A 26,958-nucleotide genomic window follows, 5' to 3' on the forward strand; every position below is an offset into this window, starting at 1 on the left:
GTTAGGCGCCAGTCGGCAAAAGGTGGTTCGGGAGCCTGTTTCCTGGCGCCCGGCCACGGATTTCCAGAAGCTCCTTGGCGTGGGCGTGCAGGCGTTTGTCCTCGTGCGAAACGGGAATCCACGGCGGCACCGGGACCGAATTTCCGGCCTCATCCCGTGTGACCATGACTGTCAGGCAGTAGGTGGTCAGCTGCATCTCACGGTCTTTGGGATCTCCCGAACTGACATGGACGGCGATGTGCATGCCCTTATTTCCCGTGTAGACCAGCCGGGCCTCGACCTCCACAACATGGCCAATCAACAGGGGCCGGTAGAACCGGATGCCGCCGGAAAATACGGCTACGGTGTCAGCGCCGCAGTAACGGGTTGCGCACACGTAAGCGGCCTCGTCGATCCACTTCATGACGATCCCACCGTGAACCTTGCCGCCCCAGTTCACATCAGTGGGCGCGGCCAGGAATCGCAGCACCACACGCTCTGCCGTTCCGGCATCGGTGTAATCCTGGGCCTTCATGGCTTCCACGATCTCTTCCCGGACCTTTATCCGGGCCAGCGCGTCATTGGCTTGAGCGAGTTCGCGGGTGGTGGCGGGCTCATACGGGGTCACGGGGATGGGTTTTCCGTCAGCGCCTACGGCCACGAAGATGACAATGCACTGGCTGCGCATCGTGGGTGTCCCGCCTCGAGGGTCGCCCGAGGACACCACGGTTTTTACGTGCATTGAGGACCGCCCGGTGTGCACCACAGTGGCCTCAACCTCCACCATATCGCCACTGTTGACAGGGTCCGCGAAGTGGATATTGCCCACATAGGCCGTCACGCAATAGGACTTGGCCCAGCCCACGGCGGCCGCGTAGGCTGCCTTATCCACCCATTCCAATACTGTGCCGGCATCCACGGATCCGCTGTGCCCGATGTCCGTCGGTGCGGCAAGGAAACGAAGGGTTACGGAATTGGCTGGAGACTCATTCATAGCAAAGACTCTATTGAATCGGCCGGCAGGAACCACGGTGGGCTGACTCATATGCGGGGCGGCCCGTCATAATCAGGCGCTGCCAACCACCTCCTCAATGACCTCGCACAAGCCCCCGAGAGATAGTAGCTAAGGCTCGAGTCATGGGGTGCCGGAGTGAAGAAAGTTCGTGGTCCTGGAACAGCTTGCCTGTGGCGGTAGGCGGCGTTAGTTTCTCTGGTCCGTGACGTGGCCGTTGCGTGTCGCCAGCTTGTGGATCAGTAGGGCGATGAACACTGCCAGGCAGATGATGGCGCCGATCGCCAGTGTTGTGGTGATGCCAGCGCCCGTGGGATGAAGGTCCGGGGCCATGTGAGCTGCAAGTACAGCTCCGGCGATCGCTGTACCAAAGGAGCTGCCCACAGTGCGCAGTACCTGGTTGAAGCTGACGGAACTGCCCAGTTCCTGCGCTGCGACGCTGCGGGCGATCAGTGCCGGCATGGCGGCGTAGCTGGCACCCATTCCTAGGCCGAATATCAACATCCCGATGAGGATCTCCCAGAGTTCAGAGTGGGCGAACAGCAGGAGAAGCCCGGCAGCCGCCATGGTTCCTGCTCCGATGGGCAACAGCGTCGCCAAATGGATTCGGTCTGACAGGCTGTGAACCATCCGGTTCGCAGTGAAGCTTCCCACCGAGAGTGGGAACATGACGAATCCGGCCCAGAACACAGGCAGTGCAATGCCGTAGCCGGTAGTGGCAGGAGCCTGGGCAACCAGGCTGGAAATGGACAGGCCGATGTACATTGCGGCACCCAGCCCCACAGCTGTGCAGTTGGCCAGCATCACTTCGCCGTTCCGCAGCACGCGCAGGTTGATCAAGGGATGCTCCAGTCGCAATTCAGCGCGGACCCAAGCAGTCATGAGCGCTGCAGCCAAGGCAAAGGCCCCGATGGTCCAGGGGGAGCCCCATCCCCAGTTTGGGGCTTCGCTGATGCCCAGGAGCAAGGCGCTCAATCCGAGCCCCAGAAGGCCTGCGCCAACATAATCGAAGGATGTCCGAGTGGCCTGGGTGTCAGCTCCGCCCGGCACGATGCGGTACACCACGACAATGGCGGTGACGACGAACAACGCCGCGAACCAAAAGGCAAACCTGAAATCGAAGAGTCCGGCGATGAATCCTGTCAGGGGATAACCAATGCCAATTCCCGTTGAGACCGTCACCGACAAGCTGGAGATGGCAGCTTGTGCTGATGTGGCGGGAACGTAGCGGCGGGCCAGAGCGATGGTCACCGGAACAATCCCATAGCTGAGTCCCTGAAGAGCGCGGCCAATCAGGAAGATGGTGAAGTTCGGTGCCATCGCAGCAATGATGGATCCGATCAGAATGATCAGCAAGGACACCAGTAGGAGCCGCTTTTTGTGCGGACCGTCGCTGAGCCTGCCCATAACAGGCGTCGCGATGGCCCCGACCAGAAGATTGAGCGTGAGCATCCACTGCGCCGAACTGACCGAGACGTCCATCTCGCGAGAGATGGTGGGCACCAACAGCATGCCCAATGAACTCACAATGGCCGTGGACAGTGCCGCGTAGACCAGGGCAGGCACTAGGGGCGAGCGTGCCTCAGTCATGAGGGTGCTCTGAGCCAAGCTTGGCCAAAATGGGAATGACTGCTTGAAGTGCCGCCCGCTCTTGGGGTGTCAGCCGCTCGGTGATCACCTGATCAAGCCACGCATTGCCTGACAATGTCTCCTGTGCGAGGCGTTGCTTTCCGGCGTCGGTAATGTTAATCCATACCCGACGGCGGTCCTCGGCATCAGGGACGCGCACTAGGAACTCCAAGCGTTCTAGCTCCCGCACCGCGAGCGAGATCCCTTGGGGGCTCACGTGGATGGCCGTGGCCAGTTGCGAGGTCGTCGCCTGTCCATGCTGCGCCAAATGCCGCAACACCCCGATCTTCCCCGCCGAGAGGGTTCGTTCGGCAGTCAGGCGCCTCATGAGCGGATGCAGCGCTTCGAAGAAAGTTCGTGTCAAGAGTGGCTCGGTCATAATTCAAGTGTACAAGCAACTTGATCAATCTACTTGACTATATTCTGAAGCACGAGGTATCTCACTCCGGGGTGAGGGCCGGAATCAGCCCCCGTTTTGCCATCAGCGCGTGATGAGCTGACCTTTGGCTTGTGGTTCCTGCATCATTTTCTGTGCCTAGACCCATCCACTTGCTGTCTGATAATCCCGGCCTCGCCTAGTACACGATCGCCCGGCGGATGCTCGCGGCTGGTCAATGCCGTGACGTTAACGTCCTCCCGGTCCAGGTGCAGTCTGACCTGGCGGTCCTCGTAGCCGCTGCCTCAAAGGAGACAGTCGCAATCAACTGTTCGGCGCACCACCAACCCCGTATCAAGAAAGGGTCATGACAGGGTCACGGTTGAACGGCAACGTAGCATTTATCAACGCTCACTCCAGAATGAGGTCAGTCGGCTGCCATAGCCCACGGTGTGCAGGCGTTCACGGCTTCCTTGGCAAGGCGCACAGTGTCCCGGCTAGTGATCATGTATGAGTCGCCGCAGTTGGCCCCTACTTTGGTGCATACTTTGTCGCAACGATGTACGGCTTCCTTGGCGGAAAGATGCACGGCGGACAGTCCGGCCCTGTCCATGGAAGGGATGTCTGAGAGTAGCAGCCCTCCGCCGGCCATTATTTCAAGCTGTCCTGCGGCAAGCGTGTTCATCGCCGCCAGGGTGGACAGTCCATCCCCGGCGGCGGGGGCGCCGCCCGAGCTGAGGACGCGGGTGAAGCCTAGCGAGATGAGCGTCTCGATGGCCAACTCAGCGTTGTTCGATGAGTCGATGGCCCGGTGGAACGTCAGCTGAGCTTCCGGATTGATGGCTAGGGCCGACTCGGCGAATCGCCGGGATGCTGTGTAATCGATGTCGCCAGATGGCTGCAGGGCTCCGAACACCACCCCGTGCACTCCCCGTTTCAACAGCTCTGCGGAATCACGGATCATGGTTTCCAGTTCAAGTGCGGAGTAGACGAAATCGCCCGGTCGGCAACGCACTAGGGGATGGATCTCCAGCCGATCGGCTATGCATTCGCCGCTCAGTTCAAGCAGACCCAAGCTCGGCGTAAGTCCACCCAATTCCAGGCTGGTGCACAGTTCTATCCGGTCGGCACCCTCGTCGGCCGCAATGGCTGCTCCCTGGGCGCTGACCACCGCAATCTCCAGCTTCATCGGCCGGCACCAGCAACTTGCGGACGTCCCGCAGGCGCTTGAAAGAGCTCCGTACGGGTACTTGGGATGATGGGCTCTAAGGCATGGCTGGTTTTGCCGGTCTTCTGAGGAATGGGAGGAGCCTCCCATGACGTAGCGACGGCGCCGTTGTTTGGATTCAACCGGGCAAAGAGATCATCGGCTAGGTGCGAGCGTCCCGTGCGGCGCAGGTGCTCCATGTAAATCACGGGATCGTTGTAAAGCGCGGGCCCCTCCTGGAGTGCGCTCTGCATCGGGTCGGGTGCCGAGCCCGGCATGCCGGCGTAGCGGTTCCACCATTCTGCTAGCCGGGAGCGCATCAGCACCACTAATGCAGGCTCTGTGTCGAGGAGATTCTCCGTTAGGAAGGGGTCCTCCGTGACGTTGAACAGTGACTCCCACTCCGCCCTGAAGGCGCCGGGGTGGTAGGTGCGGATGTACAGGTAGTCACGGTCGCGGACCGCCCGTTGGAACGTGTGGGCGCCGTGTCCCATGACCAGATAATCGCGGCTTTCAAAGTCCTCGCGGTGCAACACCCTGGCAAAGCTGGTCCCTTGCCATTTAGCAGGGATGGGCAATCCCAGGAGCTCACAGATCGTGGGTGCGTAGTCGATGTTGTAGAGCAGGGCGTCATTGCGAATGTGCACCGGGCCGCCGTCGGTCAGCCCGGGCCACTTGATGATCATGGGCAAGTGATGGACCGGCTCGTTGGCCAGGCCATGCTCGGCGTAGGAGCCCTGTTCGCCAAAGGACTCACCGTGGTCGGCGCTGACGATGATCGCCACGTCCTCGCCTAGACCCATGGCCTTGATGCCCTCCAGCAGGCGGCCAAACTGGCTGTCCCAATACATGATGGCGCCGTCGTAGCCGTTGATGAGCCGTTCGTAGTCGTCCCGGGTGAGGATAGCCTGGGGCGAGTTGTCGGGGGAGCGGTTCTCAATCATGCCGTCGGAGTACATCAAATCCAGGGCCGATCGTGGCCCGTACACCTCGGCATGGGCGTCAATGGCGTCCTGGTCGGGCCAGACAGGTGCGGGGCCAGCAGCCGCGGCACGGTCGGACCATTCTTTGCCCTGCAGGTAGTCCATGTGTGGATCCCAGTACGTCAGGTGCAGGTACCAATCGGGGTTGTCCTTATGTCCGCCGATCCATTCCAGAGCCCTGTCGGTGATGATGTTGGCGGGCTCGTCGCCCACCTCGGGCGTGGCCCGCACTGTCTCGCGGAAGTTGCCCAGGAAATACCAGGCCCGGTGCCGCTCGGCAAACGAGGAAATGCACGCAGTGAGATAGCCGTGGGCTCCCAGATGTTGACCGAGAAGTGGCCGCCCCGGCTCCAGACCGTGGCCGGCGTCGATCCTGAAGCGCGCGGCGCTCCCATGATGACCTACAACGCCGTTGGTTATGCCGAATTGGCCGGAGGTCAGAGCAGTGCGTGAAGGAAGGCAGGGGGAGTCTGAGGCGTAGTAGCTCTCAAGGACAGCGGCGCCTTCGGCAAAAGCATCCAAGTGCGGGGTGATTTTCCGCCCGTAACCGTAAGGTCCGGTATGGTCGGGCCGTAAGGTGTCGACGTCAACATAGATTATCCGCATTGTTCATCCTCCTCGTCCTTGCGTTGTGCGTCGATAGTGCCGTGGTCCTCGATGTAGGCAGCCAGGCGTGCATGGGCCATCTCCAGCCAAGAGAGGTTCGATTGGCCCAGCAGGAATGAACGTTCCCCCACCATTCTGACCAGTTCGGCCTGCCAGTCCGCGTCCACCGGGACCGCCGCCTCACCCAGATCCGCCGGTGCTTCGTAAGGGCGGCTTTCGGCCTGCTGGCGACGCCTGTACTTCAATTCAGTGGTCAGCACATCCATGGCAGCTTGCGGGCCGATCACGCCACCCAGGAGCATCCGCATCTGGAAATCCGCCTCCAGGGGGCGGATAGTCGGGGAGTGCTCGGACATGGCCCAGCCAAGAAAAGCGGCAATGCCCGCGGGGGTCAGTGTGTACACCTTCGCATCGGGGCCGGAACCGCGCTGATCAATGGTGACCGCAACCCAGCCCTTCGTGAGGAAATCGTTGAGTTGACGGTAGATCTGCGGTGGCTTGGGGCTGTAGCCAAAATAGGGTGCCTCCTTGGACATCCATTTATACAGGTCGTACCCGGACATCGGATTGGTGGCCAGTCGCCCCAAAACAATGCATTCAAGTTTCTTCACAATGTGTTGCCCCTCACGTATCTATGTGATTATGATACTAGTGCAAGCCAGAGATAAAGGGCAAGACTTCTATAAACCATGAACATATCAACATAGTCTTGGTAGCCAGTTGGGGAATTACCGGAATAATGTAGCGCCTAAGGAGCAATCGTGATTTCACGTCGCAGTGTCTTACAAGGATTCGCAGCTGGAACTGTTTTGTTGGGAATAAGTGCCTGCAGCAGCAACAAGCCCGGCACCAGTGCCGTCGCAGGGGAAGCAACATTGACTCTTGGGGCAGGCGTCGAGCCGTTGTCCTTTGACCCGGCTCAGTCACGAGAAGCCCAATTTGTCCAGTATTTTCAACCCGTCTTTGACACGCTGATTCGCCGCACTCCGGATGGGCAGCCCGGCCCCATGCTGGCAAAGTCTTGGAGCTACAACGCGGACAACACGGAGCTGAGCTTCGTGCTTCGTGACGACGTGAAGTTTAGCGACGGCGAAGCGTTCAACGCGGCAGCGGCCAAGGCCAACCTTGATCGCTTCAAAACTGCCGGCGGGCCGTTGCAGGCGCAACTCGTCTCGCTTGAGTCTGTTACGGCCAAGGACGCAACAACCCTCGTCTTGACGCTCAGCACACAAGACCCCAGCCTGATCGTCAATCTTGGTGGACCCAGCGGCTACATGCAATCCCCCAAGCAGTTCACGAACGCCAACATCAAGACCCAGCCAGTAGGAACAGGCCCCTACAAACTTGACAGGTCCCAAACCACCCCCGGCGCCCAGTACACGTACGTTAAGAACGAGAACTACTGGAACAAGGAGCTGCAACAGTTCGCCACTATTGTCATTAAGCCAATGAAGGACGAGAATGCGCGTATCAATGCGCTGCGCTCGGGCCAGATTGACGGCATGATTGCAACGGCGAAGACGATTTCTGAAGCCAAGAAATCCAAGGTCAACGTAGTGGAATACCCGGGCGATTGGCAGGGATTTACCTTCTTTGACCGTGCAGGCACTCTTGCCCCTGAACTCAAAGACCCCCGAGTCCGTCAGGCAATGAACTACGCGATCGACAAAAAGACCATCCTTGACAAGGTGGGACTGGGCCTGGGTGAGGTCACCAGTCAAATCTTCAGCCCCGAATCGAGTGCCTACATTAAGGACCTCGACACCGCCTACGGATTCGACATTGCCAAGGCCAAATCGCTGATGGCAGAGGCCGGTCTTGCCGACGGTTTCACCCTCTCCATGCCATCTTCCTCGAGCATGGATCCAGCCATGGCGCCTGTGCTGCGAGACGGGCTGGCCCAGATCGGCATCAAGGTTGACTGGGTTGATGTGTCAGCCGCTGCTTACCAAGCTGAGCAACAGTCCGGGAAGTACCCGGCAGTCTTTGCAGGCTTCGGGCAGCCGGCCGTTGGGTGGGGTGCGGTTACCCAGCTCATTGCGCCCAATGCCGCATGGAATGTGCTCAAGTCAACTGATCCCACGATTGAAGCGTTGCTGCGTAAGATCAGGTTGGCCTCGGATGCCGACGCCGGGACCGCGTACCAGGAACTAAACAAGTACTTGGTGGATCAGGCGTGGTTTGCGCCGTTCTTCCGCGTCACTCAGCCGTACTACACCAGCAGCAAGGTTTCTGTGGTGGCGCAAACAGGCCAGGCAGTCCCTTCGATTTACAACTTCACTCCTGCCAAGTGACGTACGGCCACCACACTAGGACCTTCAGGAGCTAGACCCATGATCCACTATGTTGCGCGCCGTTTGGGCGCCGGAGTTCTCCTTGTAATCACCGCATCTTTTGTGGTGTATCTGCTGATGCTCGTTAACAGCGCGCACATTGCCCAGACCCTGCTAGGCCCGGACGCAACTCCTGACCTCGTGGCACGAAAGTCTGTTGAGCTTGGCTTGGACAAGCCGGGAATCGTTCAGTACTGGAACTGGCTGTCCCACGCCGTCCGCGGTGATCTGGGTAATTCGTGGAACGACGGGGAATCTGTTGGCTTCTTGATTTTGAACCGAATTCCAGTGACGTTGTCCATTGCCATTGGCACCATCGTGGTTTCGGTCGCCGTGTCGCTGGTCATCGGCATGGCGGCCGGAGTGCGGCGGGGCGTTCTTGACCGGATAGTTCAGGTCATCTCCGTCGGCGGTCTGGTTTTCCCCGGATTCTGGCTGGCACTTGTGCTGGTGGTTTTCATTGCCATCAATCTAGGGATTCTCCCTGCCACTGGTTACACGCCATTCACCCAGGATCCTGCGGGATGGTTCCTCAGTCTGGTCCTACCAGTCTTCTCGTTGGCGTTGGGTGCAGTAGCCGGGTTGTCGCAACAAATTCGCAGCGCAACCATCGCTACGTTGGAGAAGGACTATATCCGCACCCTGCGCAGCCGTGGCCTACCCGAATGGCTCGTATTATTGCGGCACGTGCTGCGCAATGCGGCACCTCCAACGCTGACAATTGTCTCGTTGAATTTCATTGGCCTGATGAGCGGGGCGGTCATGATCGAGCAGATCTTTGCCCTGCCAGGTATCGGTTCCCTTGCCGTTACCTCAACGACCAGTGGTGATATTCCCGTGGTTATGGGAACAGTGATTATCGCAGTGATCATCGTAGTCCTCGTCAACATAGCCGTAGACCTGGTCAACGGCTGGCTCAATCCGAAGGTACGTCTCTCATGAGCACCATTTCTCTCACTAAGGCCTCCGCCACCATGGCTCGACGCGGGACGTGGCACAGGCTTCTGCACGCACCTCTCGCTCTCACGGCACTGATCCTGCTGTTTTTGATCGTACTGGCAACCTTGGCGGCCCCTCTACTGACCCCGTATGACCCCAATGTTGGGATTTTGGCCGATGCACTCGCCACCCCGGGCCCTAACCACTGGCTTGGCGCCGACAGTGCCGGCCGCGATATTTTCGCACGCCTGCTTTTTGGTGGCCGGGTAACTCTCGGCGCCGCGGCCCTGGCCTTGACGGTGGCCACTGTGGTTGGTGTACTGACAGGTTTGTTTGCCGGCTTTTACGGTAAATGGTTTGATGTCTTCTCTGAATGGACCACCAGCTTGGTTATGGCGCTGCCTACCATCATGCTCCTCTTGGCTGTTCGGGCTGCCGTTGGCAATATTCTTTGGATCAGCATGGTGGTGCTTGGCTTGCATTTGGCTCCGGGCTTCCACCGCCTGACTCGAACCATCGTGGTGGGTGTGCGTCACGAACTGTACGTTGATGCGGCACGGGTCTCCGGTCTCAGTGACGTTCGAATCGTCCTTCGCCATGTCCTCGCCGCCGTCCGGGCGCCCATCATCATCAATGCTGCCTTGACGGCTGTTGTGGCCATTGGCGTTCAGTCCGGCCTTGAATTCTTGGGCCTCGCCAACACTCAAATTGCCTCCTGGGGAACCATGCTCAACGAGGCCATGGTCAATCTCTATGTGGCCCCGGCATTGATGCTGTGGCCCGGCATTGCCCTGGGCATTGTGAACGTGGCGTTGATCCTCTTTGGCAACGGACTCCGAGATGCTCTTGAAGACAGGCCGGCTGCTCAAGGTGGAAAGAAGCGCACGACGGCGGCCGCGTTGGCTGCTGCTGCGGCCCAAGACAGCGAGGGTGAGAGAGTCTCAGCGCTCGTGCCTGATGCAGTCCTGCGCGTGGAGGGCCTACGCATTGGCTACCCTAGCGCCGACGGTATCTCGACGGTTGTCCATGGCGTGGACCTCGCGGTGCGCCCCGGGGAAGTCCTAGGGCTCGTGGGCGAATCAGGTTCCGGAAAAACGCAAACAGCGTGGTCTGTTCTTGACCTGCTGCCTCGTGAAGCCATGATCCTTGGCGGATCCATCACAATCGACGGCCAGGACCGCGCTAAGCTTCCGGCTGGACGGCGTCGAGCTTTACTAGGGAACACCCTGGCCTACATTCCACAAGAGCCGATGTCCAACCTCGACCCATCATTTACAGTGGGTCAACAACTGACCCTGCCCCTGCGCCACACCATGGGAATGAGTCGTGGCGAGGCTAAAGCCAAGGCCTTGGCACTTCTGGAACGGGTGGGTATCGCAGACCCGGAACGGACGTTCAATTCATATCCGCACCAGATTTCCGGTGGCATGGCCCAACGCGTGCTCATTGCTGGCGCTGTATCTTGTGAACCCAAGGTGCTGGTGGCCGATGAACCAACCACGGCCCTGGACGTGACAGTTCAGGCCGAGGTTCTTGACCTGCTACGCAGTCTGCAGCAGGAACGCGGCATGGCGATCCTGCTGGTCACCCACAACTTTGGGGTGGTGGCAGACATCTGTGACCGGGTGGCAGTGATGCAGCATGGCCGCATTGTGGAAACCGGAGATGTCGCCGAGATCTTCGCGGCCCCGCAGCACCCCTACACTCGCATGTTGCTTGGTTCGCTGCTGCATGAGCGTGAACCGCGAACTCGACTTGTAGATTCGGAACAGCCGTTGGAGGCGTCGGTATGAGCGAAAATTTGTTGGAAATCAATGACCTGGTGACCGAATTCCCGATGCGCGGATGGGGAAAGGCGCCCTTCCGTGCGCTGCAGGGCATCAACCTGCAGCTTGCCAAGGGCGAGACCCTTGGCTTGGTGGGGGAATCGGGGTCGGGTAAAACCACCCTTGGACGTGCCGTGTTGGGGTTGGCGCCGGTGACCGAAGGGTCCATCATTTTTGAGGGCCGCAACCTGGCCACCATGACCCGGCAGCAGCGCCGTCAAATGTCCGATCAACTCCAGGTAGTCTTCCAGGACCCCTATACGTCATTAAACCCGGCCATGAGCATCGAAGAGATCTTGGCCGAGCCACTTCGGGTGCGTGGCACCTCCAGGGCCGATGCCAACACCCGCATAGCCCAGCTGCTTGATCGGGTGCAACTGCCGGCCGACAGCGGCCAGCGGCTGCCCCGCGAATTTTCCGGAGGACAGCGCCAACGCGTGGCTATTGCCCGGGCGCTCGCTTTGAACCCGCGGCTCATTGTGTGCGACGAACCAGTCTCCGCCTTGGACCTTTCCACGCAGGCCCGGATTCTGGATTTGTTTCTGGAACTCCAGGAAGACACCGGGGTGGCCTACCTGTTCATCTCGCACGACCTTGAAGTGGTCCGGCACATCAGCCACCGCGTCGCCGTCATGTACCGCGGCGAAATCGTCGAATGCGGCGACGCCGCTCAGGTCACGAAGAACCCGGAGCACCCGTATACCCGCCGCCTACTGATGGCGTCGCCGGTTCCCAATCCCGCGGAACAGAAGAAGCGCCGCGAGGAACGGAAGGCGCTGTCTCTCTAGGCAATCCCCACCTGAGTCCTCAAGGCTCGGGAAGATCGACGGCGACGATCGCCACTGGTGCCTGCAGAATAGCCCTGAACGCCATATCCCTCTCCCCGAAAGTCCTTCATCATGAGCAGCAAGCAAAACCTTGTCCCGGGATTCCAACAATTCACCCCGCGCGCCGGATCCAGCCTCATCGGCGACCGCCTGCAGTTTTTAGCGGGACCCGGGGCGGAGACGGTTACTTCCACACTTATTACGGATTTGGCCGAGCTGCACGGAATTCAAGCAGTGCTGTCAGTCAGCGCCCCGGCTAACACTCCAACGCTAGGCGAGGGAGCCGACGTCGTACTGAGCCTTGATCCGACACTTGCGGACTTCGCCGGCATTGACGAGCCGCTGCGTGCCGAAGCGTACAAACTGGACGTGGGGGAGCGAATCATTCTTACTGCCGCCACCGAGCAGGGGCTCTATTGGGCCAGTCGCAGCTTTTTGCAAATGATCCAGGAATCCGGTGAGGCCAGGGCCCTGGACTTCGGAACGGCACTCGATTGGCCGGAGTACCCCGTCCGTGGATTCCTCATTGATACCGGGCGCCGCTTCATGGCACCGGAGTTCATTCGAGACTTGATCCGCACCCTGAGCTGGCACAAGCTGAACACCCTCGTCATACATTTGAACGACAACGAGATCGTCAAAGACACCGGACGGAGCTGGGACGGGGCCCAACACGGCTTCCGGCTCCGGGCCGAATCCGGCGATTTTGCCTCGCTCGCCAGCGCCGACGGCTCCTATTCGCGTCAGGATTGGGACTCCTTCGAGGACCTGGCCGCCGCCCGCGGAATCACGATCATTGCCGAAATTGATGCCCCTGCCCATTCGCGGGCTTTCATCGCTCAGGACCCTGAGCTGGGCCGCGACAACGGCAATTCGGACATGCTTGACCTCACAGGTGACTACGCCCTGAACTTCATGAAACGGCTCTTTGACGAGTTTCTGCCGTGGTTCCGGGGTCCAGTGGTGCACTTCGGTGCGGACGAATACGAGCGCGGCCTCGATGCAGATTTTAAGCGCTATTTCAACCAGATGGCCGCCCATCTTCGTGCGGCCGGCAAGTCACCTATGGCTTGGGGATCCATCACCACGATGTCCGGTGGCGCTGGTGCACCAGCTCCAGAAGGATATGACCGCGACGTGGTCATCTGTTCCTGGAACAACGGCTGGTACGGGCCCAAAGAAGCGGTAGCCGATGGGTACCGCATCCTCAATACGAATGACGATTTGCTCTACACCGTGCCGTACGCGGACTACTACTGTGGCGACGGGCTGCGCTTGGAGAAGCTGTGGAGCGACTGGGAACCCCACGTTTTTGGTGGCGATCAGGACCTTCACAAGCAGCACCCGCAGCTCTTAGGATCGCTGTCGGCCTGCTGGAATGATCTGGTGCTGCTGGACTACGACGAGCATGACGTTTATCGCATGGTTTCGCCGAGCTTCCCCTTACTGGGTCAAAAGATGTGGGGTGGCACGCCTGAGGGTATGAGCTTCAGCGAATTTACCGAGCTCGCGGCCCGTGTGGGGGCTTGGCCCGGGAGGGAATTCGTCCTCTAGGAAGTCCCGCCAAACTGAGCCGGGCATTGAGAATGCGGGACTGGACGAGTCGGGACGTGCCAGGAGACTCAATGCTCGAATGGAGCGAGCCAGTCATCCTTGTCGCGTTGGAACCGCCACAAGCTCAGGCCCAGGAGGCCCGCTGCGAATGTTGACGCACAGTTAATCGCAAATTCATGACATCCGCTGCGCTTGTTAAATTGGCCTGACTACGTTGGCAGGCATGGATAACATTTCACGTAGAGCAATCCTTTCAGCTGGTCTTGGTGCCGGCCTCGTCGCCGCAGTGCCCGGAGCCGCCTTTGCCACTTCAATGGCGGATAACTCCAGCATTCGAAGCAATCCCTTCCTCCTAGGCATCGCTTCCGGCGAGCCGTGGCCGGATGGATTCGTGATCTGGACCCGACTAGCGTTGGATCCGTTAGCCGAAGATGGCCTGGGCGGCATGCCCTCCCGGAAAGTCGCCGTGGCCTGGGAGGTGGCCGAAGACGCCACCATGCGCAAAGTGGTAGCGCGCGGGGTGGAGCAGGCAAGTATCCAAACCGCCCACTCCGTCCATGTTGAGCTGCGCGGGCTGCGTCCGGGCCGCGAGTACTACTACCGCTTCCGCACCGGCCGCCACATCAGTCCCGTTGGCCGCACTCTCACCAGTCCGGCCCGGCATGAAACGCCGTCGTCGTTGGCCATGGCATTCGCCAGCTGCTCCCAGTACGAGCACGGCTATTTCACGGCTTACTCGCGACTGGCTCAGGACCACCCAGACCTGGTGCTGCACCTGGGCGACTACATGTACGAATACAAGAAGGGCAGCTACGTGATTGGCGGCGGCAACCCCCGCGACCATCAGGGGCCGGAAACGTCCACACTGCAGGGGTACCGGCAACGTCACGCACAATACAAGTCCGATGCCGATCTGCAGGCAGCGCACGCAATCGCACCGTGGTTGGTGGTCTGGGACGACCACGAAGTGGACAACAACTGGGCAGATGAGGTTCCCGAGAACAAGGACGCCAATCAGCTCAACGACACCACCGAGCGTTTCCGGCAGCGCCGGACAGCGGCCTTCCAGGCGTACTACGAGAACATGCCGCTGCGTCCCTCGTCCGTGCCGGCAGGGTTCGATATGAAGATCTACCGCACCATCAAGTGGGGCCAGCTGGCCAATTTCCACATGATGGATACCCGGCAGTACCGCGACGACCAGCTGGCCGGAGACGGCTGGAAGAAGAACGTCACTGAACGCCTGGCCGAGGATCGCACCATCACCGGGGAGACGCAGGAGAAGTGGCTGCTGGACGGCTTCAAGAACTCCACGCAGCGATGGGACATTTTGGGCCAGCAGGTGTTCTTCGCGGAGCGGGACCGGGACAAGGCTCTCGATATTGACGACGTCTCCATGGACGGCTGGGATGGCTATGCCGCCTCCCGCCGCCGCATCACCCAAGGCTGGGTGGACGCGAACGTTCGCAACGCCGTCGTCCTCACTGGCGATGTACACCGTAACTGGGCCAACGATCTCAAGGTGGATTACAAGGATCCGGCGTCAGCTGTGGTTGGTTCGGAATTGGTATGCACCTCCATTACCTCCACAGGTGATGGCACGGGGGCAACCACTGATTCGACCATGGCGTGGAACCCGCACCTGAAGTTCTACAACGACAACCGCGGCTACGTGAACACCACGATCACCAAGGACGCGCTCACCGCGGACTTCCGGACACTTGACTACGTCACGACGCCCGGAGCTCCCGTCAGCACGAAGGCGTCCTTCGTCATCCCGGACGGAATTCGGGGGCTGCAAGCGAAATAAAGGCTGGCATCAAGACCGGAAGGCCGAATCATGGCCTTCCGGTCTTCTGTGTTGCTGGGAAATCCGGTGGGCCGGCTGAGCTGGGATTGCTCGTCGTCGGCCATGGACTCAAACCTCGTGAGCTGTAGTCAGTGCGGACCTGCGGGGCTATTCTTTCGTTGAGGGCAGAAGTCTCGAATGACTCGACGATGGAAGGCTGAACAATGGACGCTAGGGATATCTCAAGACTCGACGACGTGCGCGCCGTGTCACTAGACGGGAGGCGTTTCCAGTTCACCGCACCAATCGAGTCTGCACTCGAACCAGGTACTTTCGTCACGCTGCGCAGTGAATCAGGGACGGTACAACTCGGACAAGTTGATGACGTTACTGTGGCCGTCGGCGAGGCGTTTCGTGGGGCCGGGAGGATTCTAGGGGCCATAGCGGAGAGCGGCGCCCTCGATGCTCGGCGCTCCTTCTCTTTTGCGGATGCAGAGATTGAGCACGCGGATGCGCCCACGACTGAGCTCCTGTACGGGAACACGGAGGCGCCCTTGGTGATCGGCTCCTATCTCAGCGAGGATGACATACCGGCCCGCCTGCTCCCGCATCGATTCAACCGTCACACATTCTGGTGCGGGCAGAGCGGTTCAGGGAAGACTTATGCGCTCGGTGTGGTGCTGGAACAGATTCTGCTCCATACCGGATTGCCGATGGTCATCTTCGACCCGAATGCGGACTTCGTCCGGCTGAGCGAACCCAACCCAGCCAGCGCGGACAATGCTGGGAGGGGCGCAATGGCGGACCGGAATATCCGGATCCTCCGGCCTGGTTCAGCAGACCCGGACTCGCTGCGTGTTCGCTTCACCGACTTATCCATGCAGGCGAAGGCCGCGGTGTTGCGGCTTCATCCCCTCGAGGATCGCGCCGAGTACAACGAGCTCATCCATCTAGAACAGACGGTGGGCAATCAGGCTGCGGAATTGATAGTGCCCTCACTGCGCCAACGTGACTCTGCCGCTGCGATGGCGTTGGCTGCCCGTATTGAAAACCTTCAAGTGACAGACTGGGGAATCTGGGCTCGAGGTGTGAGTACAGTCAGGGTGGTCACCGAGGTCCTGCAGGATCGTCCTGATGCAACTGTGCTGGATCTTGGCGGGTTCGCCTACCCCGATGAATCCCTAGTAGTGGCGTTGGCGGTCCTTGAAGATCTCTGGGCGAAGCGAGAGGCACGGAGACCGATCCTGATCGTGATCGATGAGGCCCACAACTTGTGCTCGCCCGAGCAGAACACTCCGCTACACGTTGCCGTCAGGGAACGGATCATCCAGATCGCTGCCGAAGGGCGCAAGTTTGGCCTGTGGCTGCTGCTTTCCACCCAACGCCCTTCGCGGGTTCACCCGAGCATCATTTCCCAATGTGACAATCTCGCGCTGATGAAGATGAGTTCACCCGGCGATCTCCACGAGCTGGCTACGATCTTCGGCTTCGTCCCGGCTGCGATGTTTGCCCGGTCGCCAAGCTTCCGGCAGGGCGAGGCGCTCTTCGCTGGTGGATTTGTTCCGGCGCCGACCATTGTCACGATGGGTGCTCGTCTCACTCGAGAAGGCGGCGCGGATGTGGGAGTGCCCATGAGGGCATGAGGCCTGCAGCCAGCCAGCTGCTCAGCTGGCTGGAACAGTGGGCGCGTCCCCCTCGATGGCTTCGGATGGCACGGCCTCGGTGCGTACTGGCCGTTGCACGAGTTCGACGACGACGATGGCCAGGATGGCGATCAACAGCGTCCAAGCGATGAGACCGGTGGTGAGCGGGCGGGTAAAGAGCACGATCGCCGCCGAAATAACAGCGATGGCTGCACGGATCAATGCGCGTTGGGCATAAATCCATTCGCCCGTTCTCCCCGTCGTAATGCCGTGCCTCTCGGCAGCCTCGCGGACCCACGTTGCCCCCGCGGTTGCGAAGCCGCGCAAATTTCGGGACACCGTGAAGGGTCCGGCGCACCACGTCACGATTGCCACCACAATTGCCAGCACCAGGACGGCCACGCCAGTGCCTGTCATCGCCGTCGTGACGGTGTCGAAGACGGTGCGTGCAACTCCTGCTGGAATGAGCGACGGCGATACGGAGCCAATGAAGATGAGCCGCCCAATCGCGATCCCGGCAACGACAACGACCATCGCCAGCGCCAACGCAACGGCGGCCCACACCAGTGCTAGTGCCCGACGTCGTGCGACAGCTACGCCGGCAGCCAAAAACAGTATGGCAATCCACGGCAGCCAGGCACCTGCGGCCAAGGCGAGACCGTAGAAGAGTTGAAGAGTGGGCAGTGACGTGTTCTGAGCGACGGTAATGGTGCGGTCAACTGAGGGAATTTGTGAGGCGAAGCTCAGGCCCCGCTCCAGCAGCACCGCTTTGACACGCTCAATGATGGGGGAGAGCTGGATACCGACGGAGCCGTCGGAGCCGATGGCGATCGCCGCCTGAGGATCGTTTTGCAAGGTGGCGATAAGCTGCGAATGACTCAAGCGCAGCGATTCCTGCCACACCTGAGCAAAAGCATCGGATTCGACGAAAGAGCCCACACTCGAGCGCACCAGCGACACAACGCCCTGGGCTGCCGGCCCCTTCAACGCCTGAAGCGCCGAGGTGGCGCCTGGTCCTGTTCCGAGTTCGATGATGCCGTCGAAGACTTCTGATGTGAGAGCCGGGATGTCAACATTATCTTGGATGACCTCCATGGTCTTGTCGGCCACAAAGACTTGGACGCGGGGATCCTTCGCGAGCGGTGAATACGTGGTAACGAAGGAATCGGTGCTCGTGAGCTGAACCTTGGCCCAGGAAGCAACAGTAGCTACCGGGGCCAACACAGCCCCGATGACCATGAGGACCGTAGCGAGCAGCGTCCAGCTCCAGCTGCGGTGATGCGTACGTGCGATCTTGTACGCTCCTGCAACAGGAGGGACGGGCAGCGTGTCCTCGGGGCGCAACACCCCGCGCAGCGCCGCATTCTCGCTCTCCAAACGTGCGATCTCGTCCAGTAATTCTGTGTTCCTCATCCGTGCCACAACGACTCCCATTCCCTAGCTAGCGATCCGCCTTGGTTTCGAGCCGCCCGTCCGCGACGGCTTGGCAGAAGGCTGCAAAGTCGATGTCATTCTGGTCGGCGTACGCTGACGCGAATTGGGCGATGGCGCGATCGAAGACCTCGCTCGTGCCCATATATGAGGCGATTGCTACCCGGTCGCCTGATCGGGCGTGCGCCCGCGCCAAGGTTTCGCCACAGATGCGCGCGTACATCATCGCCGTTGCAGCTGACATCGTCTCGACGTCAGCGGAGCCTTTCCAATCCTGCAGCTGACGGATGTAGAAGTCGCGCATCTGCCCGTCGAACGCCTCCGCCTGCTGCCAGCCGAGGAAGATATCGCTTGCAGCTTGCATGAGGCGCTGGCCCTTAACAACGCGTTCGCCGTGATTTTCGTAGCTGCTCGCCGGCAGGTAGCGCTCGAGCACCGAAGCCTCGGCCTGCTTGGCCTGGAGGAGGAGTGGATCGTCGTTGTCCCGCCCGCGCAGGAGAATGATCCACGCCCGGTTACCGACGCTCCCGACACCGACGACCTTCCGGGCCATGTCTACGAACTCGAACTCCCGGAGCGGGTGATTCTGTTGGGGCAGGGTGGTTTGATAGGAGCGCAGGAGCCGTGTCATGGCTTCTTCGTTGTCCTCTCGCTCCCGGCCCGCTGGGGTGAGGTCGGAGAGCGGAACGAGGAGCGGTGGATCCGCTTTGATCCGGATCCCGCCTCCGGAAACTTCGACCAGTTTCTCAAACGCCCGCAGGCTGTCCCTGGTCCGGGCCTTGGCGATCACTCCTTCCGCGCGCTTGATGTGCTTCTTTTTCGCCAGTTTTGCCTCGTGCTCCTGGTGCAGCCAGGCAGTGACCTGATCAGCTGCCAATCTGTCATACCAGGCAGTCAACACCGGTGCCATGGCTGCCGATCTCATCTTTTCTCGGTAGCTGCGCACCACGGTCAGGGCGATTGCCCGTCGGCGGGTCAGGGAGTAGTTGCGATGACGGCCCATCACTTCGAAGCTCGCAGTGAGCCGCTTGAGATCCCATTCCCAAGGTCCTGGCAGCGTTTCATCAAAGTCGTTGATGTCGAAGATCAGCGCGCGCTCAGGGCTCGCGAAAAGTCCGAAATTCGAAAGGTGGGCATCCCCGCAGAGCTGAACGGTGATTCCGGAATTCGGGGTTTCGGCAAGGTCCATGGCCATGAGAGCAGCGGCGCCGCGGAAGAAGGTGAACGGCGAGAGCCGCATACGCGCGTGGCGGATCGGAACCAGTTCGGAGACCCGGGACGCCTCTTGCCCTATCAAAACGGCGATCGGGTCTTGACGACCCGACGAGGCGACCCAGCCCGAGTGAGCGGATCGAGGCGACCGCTGGCGGGCCTCACGACCTACCTTTTCCCGATCCGCAAAGGTGCCGATGATGGGGGCAGGATCGTTAACGGGGCGCACGATTCCTCGTCCTTACACGGCCGTTGGATGGTGTTGGCCCGATATTGAGCGTGCCTTCAACGCGTCGAATTCGCTCTGGTTGATCGCTCCGGCATCCAAAAGCGACTTGGCCTTTACGATGTCCTCAACGGGTGAACTGGAGGATACGGATCGAATGTACTGTTCAGTTTCAGAAATCGAACGATTCACTGACGCAGCCTGGCGTTCGCTCATCCCGTGTCCACAGACAATCAGATAGACCAGCGACGTGAGGAATGGAACGACGAGCAGACAGAGGATCCAGACGGCCTTCAACCACCCATTCATATTCCGGTTACGGAACAGATCCCCAATGATCCAGAAGAGGACCATGAGGTAGGAAATGAAGATGTAACTCCAGAAGAAGAAACCGATAATTTCCCAGAAGTTCATGTCACTGACCCTTCAAATTGGCGTGCCCGGCGGGCTGTGCGGATGGCTTGAATGTACAGTTGGCCCGACCCCGCTGGCATCACCCACGGAGGGTGAGGGGCAGGCCTGGCCGCGGGGGCGGCCTACTGAAGTCCGGAGGTGAGGCGGGCGATTCCGTCCAGCACGGTGGAACGCAGCGGCTGCTTCGACCACTCGTCGGCTGTTAGTTCGCGGCTGATCGCTCGATAGCCGGCCTCGACCTGACGCATTTGTGCAACGAACGATTTTCCCTGCACCAGGAGTGAGATCTCGAGGTCGAGACTGAATGAGCGGATGTCCATGTTGCTCGATCCGATCACAGCTACCGTGTCATCGATAGAGAGGTGCTTCGCGTGCAGAATGTACGGCGGGGGATACATGAAAATGCGCACTCCTGCCCCCAGGAGTTCTGCGTAGTATGACCGCTGCGCGTGGAAGACCGGTCCCTGATCTCCGATCTCCGAGACGAAGAGCTGCACTTGAACGCCGCGTTGGCATGCGCTGGTGATGGCATACATCATCGCCTCGTCGGGGACGAAGTAGGGGCTGGTGATGATCGCGCGCTCTTCTGCGGCGTGGACAAGTGCCAGAAACAGGCGCAGATTGTTCTCTCCGGCAAAGCCCGGCCCACTCGGCACGACCTGGCAATCGAGATCAGCTTCGTTTCCCATCGGGGGGAACTGATTGGCAGGGGCCTGCTCGTTGGTGATCAACTCGTCCGTTTCGCTGTACCAGTCGGAGAGAAAGACCACGTTGATGGTGCTCACTACGGGCCCGGTGACTCGGGTCATGAGTTCCTGCCACTTCAGCCCCCGCTTGATGTTCTTTGGTGCGTTGTAGCTTCGATCGATGAGGTTTTGTGAACCCATGAAGGCAACTCTGCCGTCAACCACCACGAGTTTACGGTGATTGCGCAGATCAGGGCGCTGATATTTGCCGTGCAGGGGCTGCACGGGCAGCATAAAGCTCCATCGCACCCCGATCCGATCAAGTTCGGCGAGGGTTTGCTTGTGGCCAACTGTTCGCACGGATGCGACATGGTCCAATAGCAGGCGAACGATGACGCCACGGGTCACAGCGGCTTCCATGGCGGCGAAGAACTCTCGGGTCGTCGAGTCGAACGAGACGATGTAGAACTCGACGTGCACGAAATTCGTTGCCTTGCCGATCTCCGCGGCCATGTCAGTGATCGAGCGTTCATAGTCGTCAATGAGATGCGCGGCGTTTCCAGCCACCATCGGAATCGCACCCAGGTTTTGGTTCATCACGGTGATCGATGCGAGCCACGGAGGCCATTCGGTCGCGGTGGTGTCGGTGTGCAAGTGGGCGCTTGCTTTGGAGATCATGGCGTTGATGGCTGCCTGCTTCGCCCGTCGCTTCCGGGGAAGCTTTGAGCTTCCGAGGAGAAGGAAGAAGACGACGCCAGCAAACGGGATGAGGAACACGGCGAGCAGCCACGCCATGGCGGCACTGGGCTTCCGGTCGCGCGGGATGATGATCACTGCCGCGATGCGGATCGAGAGATCGACGACGACGGCGAAGATCCAGATGAGGTTTGTGACAAGTACCTGGTCCATGATTTCCTTTTTGTGACTGTAACGCCGCCGTCAGGCGCGGGCATCATTCTCCGGGGATGATGTGCAGTGGCACGGTGTTCCCTACGATGCCAGTAACGGAGAGCACCGCTGGGCGTCTGTCCACTAGCCCTGCAATGCGTTGTGAAGATGGGTCGAATTCCATGCCACGAATGTCAGGAGCACTTCCTCGCGGGGTTGTCATCCTCGTCGGACTCGCGGCGGCGACCCTTGTCTCGATTGGCCTCAGCGGCATCCGCAGCATTTTCGCACCGGTGCTGCTGACCCTCATCCTCACCATCTGCGCCCACCCGGTAAGAAGCTATGTCCAGAAGCGAGGAGTTCCCCAAGGTCTGGCCACCGGCTTGGTGATCGCGGTGATGTTCGCGCTTTTGGCCGGGTTCACCCTGACGGTGATCATCGCCGTCGGACAGTTCGTGGGAATGCTCCCGCACTATGCCAGCCAATTCGAGCAGATCGGTCAGGACATTAGCGCCGGGCTTGGTGCACTGGGGATTGGCCACGATCAGGCTGCCGCCCTCACCGCAACCATTGACCCGCGCAATGTCATGACCCTGCTTGCGGGCGCACTCGGCGGCGTGTTCAGCATCTCGGGAGCCCTGGTGATAGTGCTCACCATGATGATCTTGATGTCTGCCGACGCCGTGTACATTCCGACGATCCTGCATCAATTGGGCGCGAGAGCGCCCCACCTGGTCACGGCGCTCACCGAGTACGCTTCTAACGTGCGCCGCTACATGGTGGTGACAACGGTCCTTGGCGTGGCACAGGGTGCGCTTAATGCTTTGTCCCTCTGGATCTTGAACGTTCCGGCCGCGTTGCTCTGGGGCTTGCTCGCCTTTTTATGTAGCTTTATTCCCAACGTTGGCTATTTCTTCGCCATTATCCCGCCGCTGGTGTTCGGCTTCCTTGTTGGTGGCTGGCCGACCCTGATCGCGGTCATCATCATCTATGGGGTGATCAACGCAGTGGTCCAGTCCGTCATCCAACCCCGGGTCGTCGGCCAGGCCGTGTCACTCAGCCAAACGATCACGTTTTTCTCCGTCTTGTTCTGGGCCGTCATCATTGGACCGATCGGAGCGATTCTTGCGATTCCGCTCACCTTACTCGGCAAAGCGCTGCTGATCGACGCAGATCCCCAAACGCGTTTCTGGCGTCCAACGCTTGGTCCCACGGGGGAGACCAGGAGCATCAAGAAGCTGTCGGACCTCGAATCCAAACACAGCCGGCAGGCCGCTCACAGGGCAAGCAGCGACCCAGACACACAGTCTCCAGAGGGGCATCCCGCATGACCTCGGACGGTTCTGCCCTAGAAGCCATCGAAGGGCCAGCGGGTCGGAGCCGCTCGATCCTGCGTTCCGGTTATTGGTTGGTACTTCTCTTGATTGCCGTCTCGTACGCCCTGTGTGCGGCACAGGGCACTGCGGATCCCAACGCCGTCGCGTTGCTGGTGCAGCTTGCGACAGTTGCAGTGACTTTATGGGTTGCCGAGGTAAAAACCGGTCTTCGCCGGGCCGGCTGGATCATCGTGCTGGTGGCAGGCGTGGCGGTGGCGCTCGTGGCAGTCGTCGGGACCGCGGGACACCTGCTTGACGTACTTTTCTCGGGGGCGTCCATAGTCGCCTATCTCGTTGCACCCGTCGCGATCATCGCCCGTGAGGCTAGGAAGACACGAGTTGACGGGCAGACACTGCTGGCAGCAATTGCGGTCTACATTCTCGTCGGGATGTTGTTCACGTTCATTTACAACTTCATTGCCTTGGTGTCGTCGGTGCCCACCTTCAATGACGGGCAACTTGACTCGCTGTCTAGCCAGCTGTTCTTCTCCTTCACCACACTTACCACGACCGGGTATGGCGATAAGGTTCCCGCGGGAGCAGGCGTCCAAAGTGTCGCCATCATGGAGGCCATTACCGGCCAGCTCTTTCTGGTGATCGCGTTGGCGAGGGTTGTCGCAGGATGGAAGCCTGCCACTGCCCGGTGAAAGTGCGTCGGTCACCTTGATTTGGGGCGTCGATGAGCTCCCTGACGCCGGCAATCAGTTGGTACGTGTTCAGGGGTGGATCAATTACTCTCTGGGAAACGTGGCAACCGAGACAAGCTCGATGTTCAGGTTCCCGAAGAGCAAGAGCAACCCTCTTAGCTTGGCCTGATCGGACACCGGTCCAACCAAGTAGGTTAAACCGTCTTCGACGCGACTGACCTGGAAACCGTCGATGAGTCCCATGACGGGTTCGCTGATTGTGCCGTTGATGACGATCTCATATCGCGCTCGACGCATGGTGGAGTCCTCCCGAATCTGTCTAAATCCTCCAGCTTCCCTAGGAGAACGTCATCATCCGAGGCGGGTGAGGAAAAACCAGTGCGGTACGAGGAACATTAGCGATAGTGATGCCAGCAAGATGGCCCCACTACTGCGCCAACCAGCAGGCTGGCTGCAAGGAATCTGATGGAAAGCGGTCGGCTCATGAATACTGATAATTCAATGCAGCGTGTCACTCGCACCGGATGGACCGGATGGGCCCAGTTCGGAGGGGTAATCCTCTTCGTCAGCGGCATCTTCAGTGTTATCCAGGCTTTGATTGCTCTGATCGGCACCAACGCGTACTACACGGTCGTTGACGGTGACTTGTTTATTTTCGACACAACAGGCTGGGGTTGGTGGAATCTCCTGATCGGGGTGTTCCTGATCCTCACGGCCATTGCACTCCTCGCCGGAGCAACGTGGGCCCGTGTTGTCGCCGTGGTACTGGCGGTCATCAGCTCAATTATCCAGATGATGCTCATACCGGTGCAGCCCTGGTGGTCATTCATTGTTATTGCGATTGACGTGCTCGTCATCTATGCACTCGTCGCCCATGGAGATGAGCTGCGCGAGGAAGTGTAGGTCTACGGCAACCCTTGCTCGTTGGTGTGATTGATGTCACACTATTGGTGGAATGAGATAAGACCTTGATGACTTCTTCTGAACGACTAGTTCTGGACCACCTGATTGACAGGCCATTGCTGTGCGCTGAGCTCGACAAGGCGTTCAATCGGCGCCTGGCACTCATCGTCGCGCAGGCCGGCGCTGGAAAGTCGACATTGCTGCGTCAGTGGTCTGATGCGCACCCTGAGCGTGCATTCGTCTTTCTTGACATCGAGTCAGCCGACGACGACCCCGTCCACTTCATCCGTCGCCTCGTCGCGAACTTGGCGGTTGTTGAGCCAACTTTGACGGAGGTTTCCCAGCTGATGAGCACCCAGAATGTGGGACTCGAAGCCACAGTGATAGCCACTATGGTGGCCGCTTTGGAAACCATGGTCGATGTTGTCATCGTCGTTGACGATGCGCAGCGTCTGACGAATGTCCACCTTGTCACCGAACTGGTCGAGTTCGTCGAACAGATGCCCCACAACGTTCACCTGGTCGTTTCATCGCGTTCCGATCCGCCCATCGCGCTAAGCAAGTACCGCCTGAATGACGAACTCCTCGAGCTCAGGCAGGCGGAACTCGCCTTCAGTGACAGGGAGGCGGCTGAGTTGTTGGAGCGTATTGCAGGGCATCCGCTGAGCTCATTCAACGTTCGTGCGTTACGGGCAAGAACGGAGGGATGGGCTGCCGGGCTCCAACTTGCGGGACTCAATCTTAGGCATGAAGACGATCCGGATGCATTCGTTGCCGAATTTGGCGGCAGCGACCGGCTGGTGGCCGACTACCTTGGAGAAGAGGTGTTGGCGAGCATGCCCACCGAGCAGCGAGAGTTGCTCCTGCAGATGTCCGTTCTTGACGACATGTGCGCTGGACTCGTCCACGCGGTGACAGGATGTGACGCGGCCCAAGCGGTCTTGGAACAACTTCAACGAGACTCCATGTTCCTTGTGCAACTTGACACTCGCCGGGAATGGTTCAGATTCCACCATCTTTTTCGCGAGCTCTTACGTTCACGGCTTCACGCCGAGAACGGCAGCAACGAAAACCGTATCCTTGGTGTGGCGGCCGATTGGCTATTGGCGAGAGGGCGGACTAAATCCGCCGTTGAATATCTGTTGAGGGCCGGCTTGTGGCAGCGGGCGCTGGAAGTCATACTTTCCGACGCTGTAGATATTGCGGAGCATGGGGACATACTGACTGTCGCTCGCTGGATGCTTCGGATTCCGGAATCCGCGCGTAGTTCATACGCCTATGAGGAACTCCTACCGGGCGTGCTCGAGTTGATGAGCGACAGCAGTGTCGGCTCGGAGCTGATGCCGCAGCTCGCCTTTGCCGATCAGACGGGCGTGAGCAGTACCACATTGTCAGGCATGGGATTCTTTGCCGCTCAGATGATCCTGACCCGACATCCGCAGATAGCTGCAGCTGCAGCGTGGCGGCAACTGAGGGAACGTGAAAACAATGATGACGCTTACCCGGCGGCTACCAACACAGTATCGACAGGGACAAGGCAAGAGGGAATAATCCGCCGGCAAGCGCTCGTCGCCAGCGGCCGGACATCCTTTTTGGCTGGTGAGATGGATCGGGCGAGATCCTTGCTAATCCAAAGTCTGGCCGAAGTGGCGCCGAATGATCCTGAACGTGTCAGCGGTCTGAGTACGTTATCCCTTCTCGAAGCCTGGTGCGGCAACATTGAACGTGCGGAAACACTGATTTGTGAGGCTGTGCTGGCCGCCAGTAAAGCCAGCACTGCTTCTGAAGCGGCCATGGCTGATGCCGGCTTGGCCTCGGTATTGACGGCGCTCGGACGGGCCGAAAACTGCACTGCATTCAAGGTCGAAAGTCTGAGACTTCCTGGCCTGCATGAGAAGGTTCTAGCGGATGCATCCACAGTGCTCTTCGATCGCGCCATGTCACTCCTTACCCGTGGCGACCTTGAATCGGCGAGAGGCATCGTGAGTTCCTGGGCAGAACTCATTCCCGAGCCAGAGCCCCTGTCGGTGGTTCAAGGTCATATCCTGTTTGCCTGGCTCGCTGCCAGCGACAACAAACCGGACTTGGCCAAACGTCAGCTCACTGAGGCAGTTAGGGTAGCGGAGATCCATGGACTTGTCAGAGTGTTTCTGCGTGCTGGACCGAGTACCATCAACCGGCTTAACGATGTCGCCGGACCTCAAGCAGCGTTCCGGGACATCATTCTGGCGCGTGCACAGGAATCAATGGATCCTCACCAGCGGCCCGGGCTGCCCGAGCCGCTGACTGACCGTGAATTGGAGATCCTGACGTACCTGCCGACGCGATTCACCAATGTGGAACTCGCCGCGCACTGTTTCGTCTCCGTCAATACGATCAAGACCCACATGGTTCACATCTATCGCAAACTCGACGCCACCAACCGTGATTCGGCAATCGGGCGGGCCCGGGTGCTCGGCTTGCTTTAGAGGA

General features: G+C 59.7%; 22 protein-coding genes. 11 read left to right on the forward strand and 11 right to left on the reverse strand.

The genetic code is table 11. The features are described from left to right. Position 1: 1 nt before the first annotated feature. From CXQ93_RS06695 to CXQ93_RS06720, 6 genes are all read right to left on the reverse strand, one after another. Positions 2 to 973, reverse strand: coding sequence for an acyl-CoA thioesterase (locus CXQ93_RS06695; RefSeq protein WP_104109628.1), 972 nt, complete (start codon positions 971 to 973; stop codon positions 2 to 4). Positions 974 to 1,180: 207 nt separating this feature from the next. Continuing rightward, positions 1,181 to 2,581, reverse strand: coding sequence for an MFS transporter (locus CXQ93_RS06700; protein WP_104109629.1), 1,401 nt, complete (start codon positions 2,579 to 2,581; stop codon positions 1,181 to 1,183). Then, positions 2,574 to 2,999 carry a MarR family winged helix-turn-helix transcriptional regulator gene (locus CXQ93_RS06705; protein WP_104109630.1) on the reverse strand — a complete coding sequence of 142 codons (426 nt, stop codon included), beginning with the start codon at positions 2,997 to 2,999 and terminating at the stop codon, positions 2,574 to 2,576. The genes CXQ93_RS06700 and CXQ93_RS06705 overlap by 8 nt, the downstream gene beginning before the upstream one ends. Before the next feature lie 424 nt (positions 3,000 to 3,423). After that, complete coding sequence (locus CXQ93_RS06710; protein WP_104109631.1) at positions 3,424 to 4,185, reverse strand: copper homeostasis protein CutC; 762 nt, start codon at positions 4,183 to 4,185, stop codon at positions 3,424 to 3,426. Then, entirely contained in the window at positions 4,182 to 5,792 is a 1,611-nt protein-coding gene (locus CXQ93_RS06715) for a sulfatase (RefSeq protein ID WP_104109632.1), read from the reverse strand. Before CXQ93_RS06715 ends, CXQ93_RS06710 begins: the two co-directional genes overlap by 4 nt. Further along, positions 5,783 to 6,403, reverse strand: a complete 621-nt coding sequence (locus tag CXQ93_RS06720) for a PadR family transcriptional regulator (protein WP_104109633.1) — start codon at positions 6,401 to 6,403, stop codon at positions 5,783 to 5,785. The genes CXQ93_RS06715 and CXQ93_RS06720 overlap by 10 nt, the downstream gene beginning before the upstream one ends. Positions 6,404 to 6,553: 150 nt before the next feature. Between CXQ93_RS06720 and CXQ93_RS06725 the strand changes: the two genes are divergently transcribed. The 7 genes from CXQ93_RS06725 to CXQ93_RS06755 all read left to right on the forward strand — a co-directional run bounded on the left by CXQ93_RS06725 (position 6,554) and on the right by CXQ93_RS06755 (position 16,703). Then, complete coding sequence (locus CXQ93_RS06725) at positions 6,554 to 8,086, forward strand: ABC transporter substrate-binding protein (RefSeq protein ID WP_104109634.1); 1,533 nt, start codon at positions 6,554 to 6,556, stop codon at positions 8,084 to 8,086. A 39-nt stretch (positions 8,087 to 8,125) separates the two neighbouring features. Beyond that, positions 8,126 to 9,067 carry an ABC transporter permease gene (locus CXQ93_RS06730; RefSeq protein ID WP_104109635.1) on the forward strand — a complete coding sequence of 314 codons (942 nt, stop codon included), beginning with the start codon at positions 8,126 to 8,128 and terminating at the stop codon, positions 9,065 to 9,067. After that, complete coding sequence (locus CXQ93_RS06735; protein ID WP_219817330.1) at positions 9,064 to 10,857, forward strand: dipeptide/oligopeptide/nickel ABC transporter permease/ATP-binding protein; 1,794 nt, start codon at positions 9,064 to 9,066, stop codon at positions 10,855 to 10,857. The genes CXQ93_RS06730 and CXQ93_RS06735 overlap by 4 nt, the downstream gene beginning before the upstream one ends. Beyond that, on the forward strand, positions 10,854 to 11,678 hold the full coding sequence (locus CXQ93_RS06740) for an ATP-binding cassette domain-containing protein (protein WP_104109636.1): 825 nt from the start codon (positions 10,854 to 10,856) through the stop codon (positions 11,676 to 11,678). Before CXQ93_RS06735 ends, CXQ93_RS06740 begins: the two co-directional genes overlap by 4 nt. A gap of 111 nt (positions 11,679 to 11,789) precedes the next feature. After that, complete coding sequence (locus CXQ93_RS06745) at positions 11,790 to 13,271, forward strand: glycoside hydrolase family 20 protein (protein ID WP_104109637.1); 1,482 nt, start codon at positions 11,790 to 11,792, stop codon at positions 13,269 to 13,271. 223 nt (positions 13,272 to 13,494) lie between these two features. Continuing rightward, on the forward strand, positions 13,495 to 15,081 hold the full coding sequence (locus CXQ93_RS06750; RefSeq protein ID WP_104109638.1) for an alkaline phosphatase: 1,587 nt from the start codon (positions 13,495 to 13,497) through the stop codon (positions 15,079 to 15,081). A 203-nt stretch (positions 15,082 to 15,284) separates the two neighbouring features. Next, positions 15,285 to 16,703: an ATP-binding protein gene (locus CXQ93_RS06755; protein WP_104109639.1), complete on the forward strand. Its 1,419-nt coding sequence runs from the start codon at positions 15,285 to 15,287 to the stop codon at positions 16,701 to 16,703. A 21-nt stretch (positions 16,704 to 16,724) separates the two neighbouring features. Here CXQ93_RS06755 and CXQ93_RS06760 read toward each other — a convergent pair whose 3' ends face one another. The 4 genes from CXQ93_RS06760 to cls all read right to left on the reverse strand — a co-directional run bounded on the left by CXQ93_RS06760 (position 16,725) and on the right by cls (position 21,581). Further along, positions 16,725 to 18,116 (reverse strand): hypothetical protein, encoded by a 1,392-nt coding sequence (locus tag CXQ93_RS06760; RefSeq protein ID WP_258068649.1) that lies wholly within the window; start codon positions 18,114 to 18,116, stop codon positions 16,725 to 16,727. 28 nt (positions 18,117 to 18,144) lie between these two features. Then, positions 18,145 to 19,575 (reverse strand): DUF2252 domain-containing protein, encoded by a 1,431-nt coding sequence (locus CXQ93_RS06765; protein WP_258068651.1) that lies wholly within the window; start codon positions 19,573 to 19,575, stop codon positions 18,145 to 18,147. A gap of 12 nt (positions 19,576 to 19,587) precedes the next feature. After that, on the reverse strand, positions 19,588 to 19,986 hold the full coding sequence (locus tag CXQ93_RS06770) for an SHOCT domain-containing protein (RefSeq protein WP_104109641.1): 399 nt from the start codon (positions 19,984 to 19,986) through the stop codon (positions 19,588 to 19,590). 122 nt (positions 19,987 to 20,108) lie between these two features. Then, positions 20,109 to 21,581 (reverse strand): cardiolipin synthase, encoded by a 1,473-nt coding sequence (cls, locus tag CXQ93_RS06775; RefSeq protein WP_104109642.1) that lies wholly within the window; start codon positions 21,579 to 21,581, stop codon positions 20,109 to 20,111. 161 nt (positions 21,582 to 21,742) lie between these two features. Here cls and CXQ93_RS06780 point away from each other — a divergent pair, with 161 nt between their 5' ends. Beyond that, a complete protein-coding gene (locus CXQ93_RS06780; RefSeq protein ID WP_181036072.1) occupies positions 21,743 to 22,891 on the forward strand; it encodes an AI-2E family transporter in 1,149 nt (382 codons plus the stop codon). Beyond that, positions 22,888 to 23,583, forward strand: a complete 696-nt coding sequence (locus CXQ93_RS06785; RefSeq protein WP_104109644.1) for an ion channel — start codon at positions 22,888 to 22,890, stop codon at positions 23,581 to 23,583. The genes CXQ93_RS06780 and CXQ93_RS06785 overlap by 4 nt, the downstream gene beginning before the upstream one ends. 84 nt (positions 23,584 to 23,667) lie before the next feature. Here the strand turns inward: CXQ93_RS06785 and CXQ93_RS06790 are convergent, their stop codons facing one another. Then, positions 23,668 to 23,880: a hypothetical protein gene (locus CXQ93_RS06790; RefSeq protein WP_104109645.1), complete on the reverse strand. Its 213-nt coding sequence runs from the start codon at positions 23,878 to 23,880 to the stop codon at positions 23,668 to 23,670. A gap of 186 nt (positions 23,881 to 24,066) precedes the next feature. On the opposite strand from CXQ93_RS06790, the gene CXQ93_RS06795 reads away from it, so the two are divergent. Further along, positions 24,067 to 24,486 carry a hypothetical protein gene (locus CXQ93_RS06795; protein ID WP_256939684.1) on the forward strand — a complete coding sequence of 140 codons (420 nt, stop codon included), beginning with the start codon at positions 24,067 to 24,069 and terminating at the stop codon, positions 24,484 to 24,486. Positions 24,487 to 24,554: 68 nt separating this feature from the next. Further along, positions 24,555 to 26,954, forward strand: a complete 2,400-nt coding sequence (locus CXQ93_RS06800) for a LuxR C-terminal-related transcriptional regulator (RefSeq protein ID WP_104109646.1) — start codon at positions 24,555 to 24,557, stop codon at positions 26,952 to 26,954. The last annotated feature ends 4 nt before the right edge of the window (positions 26,955 to 26,958 follow it).

Source organism: Arthrobacter sp. N199823, assembly GCF_002929705.1.
Lineage (GTDB): Bacteria > Actinomycetota > Actinomycetes > Actinomycetales > Micrococcaceae > Specibacter.

Coding starts and splice junctions, on each gene's coding strand:
- CXQ93_RS06695 (WP_104109628.1), bottom strand. CDS start 973: ATGAATGAGTCTCCAGCCAATTCCGTAACCCTTCGTTTCCTTGCCGCA.
- CXQ93_RS06700 (WP_104109629.1), bottom strand. CDS start 2,581: ATGACTGAGGCACGCTCGCCCCTAGTGCCTGCCCTGGTCTACGCGGCA.
- CXQ93_RS06705 (WP_104109630.1), bottom strand. CDS start 2,999: ATGACCGAGCCACTCTTGACACGAACTTTCTTCGAAGCGCTGCATCCG.
- CXQ93_RS06710 (WP_104109631.1), bottom strand. CDS start 4,185: ATGAAGCTGGAGATTGCGGTGGTCAGCGCCCAGGGAGCAGCCATTGCG.
- CXQ93_RS06715 (WP_104109632.1), bottom strand. CDS start 5,792: ATGCGGATAATCTATGTTGACGTCGACACCTTACGGCCCGACCATACC.
- CXQ93_RS06730 (WP_104109635.1), top strand. CDS start 8,126: ATGATCCACTATGTTGCGCGCCGTTTGGGCGCCGGAGTTCTCCTTGTA.
- CXQ93_RS06735 (WP_219817330.1), top strand. CDS start 9,064: ATGAGCACCATTTCTCTCACTAAGGCCTCCGCCACCATGGCTCGACGC.
- CXQ93_RS06740 (WP_104109636.1), top strand. CDS start 10,854: ATGAGCGAAAATTTGTTGGAAATCAATGACCTGGTGACCGAATTCCCG.
- CXQ93_RS06745 (WP_104109637.1), top strand. CDS start 11,790: ATGAGCAGCAAGCAAAACCTTGTCCCGGGATTCCAACAATTCACCCCG.
- CXQ93_RS06750 (WP_104109638.1), top strand. CDS start 13,495: ATGGATAACATTTCACGTAGAGCAATCCTTTCAGCTGGTCTTGGTGCC.
- CXQ93_RS06755 (WP_104109639.1), top strand. CDS start 15,285: ATGGACGCTAGGGATATCTCAAGACTCGACGACGTGCGCGCCGTGTCA.
- CXQ93_RS06760 (WP_258068649.1), bottom strand. CDS start 18,116: ATGAGGAACACAGAATTACTGGACGAGATCGCACGTTTGGAGAGCGAG.
- CXQ93_RS06770 (WP_104109641.1), bottom strand. CDS start 19,986: ATGAACTTCTGGGAAATTATCGGTTTCTTCTTCTGGAGTTACATCTTC.
- cls (WP_104109642.1), bottom strand. CDS start 21,581: ATGGACCAGGTACTTGTCACAAACCTCATCTGGATCTTCGCCGTCGTC.
- CXQ93_RS06780 (WP_181036072.1), top strand. CDS start 21,743: ATGCCACGAATGTCAGGAGCACTTCCTCGCGGGGTTGTCATCCTCGTC.
- CXQ93_RS06785 (WP_104109644.1), top strand. CDS start 22,888: ATGACCTCGGACGGTTCTGCCCTAGAAGCCATCGAAGGGCCAGCGGGT.
- CXQ93_RS06790 (WP_104109645.1), bottom strand. CDS start 23,880: ATGCGTCGAGCGCGATATGAGATCGTCATCAACGGCACAATCAGCGAA.
- CXQ93_RS06795 (WP_256939684.1), top strand. CDS start 24,067: ATGAATACTGATAATTCAATGCAGCGTGTCACTCGCACCGGATGGACC.
- CXQ93_RS06800 (WP_104109646.1), top strand. CDS start 24,555: ATGACTTCTTCTGAACGACTAGTTCTGGACCACCTGATTGACAGGCCA.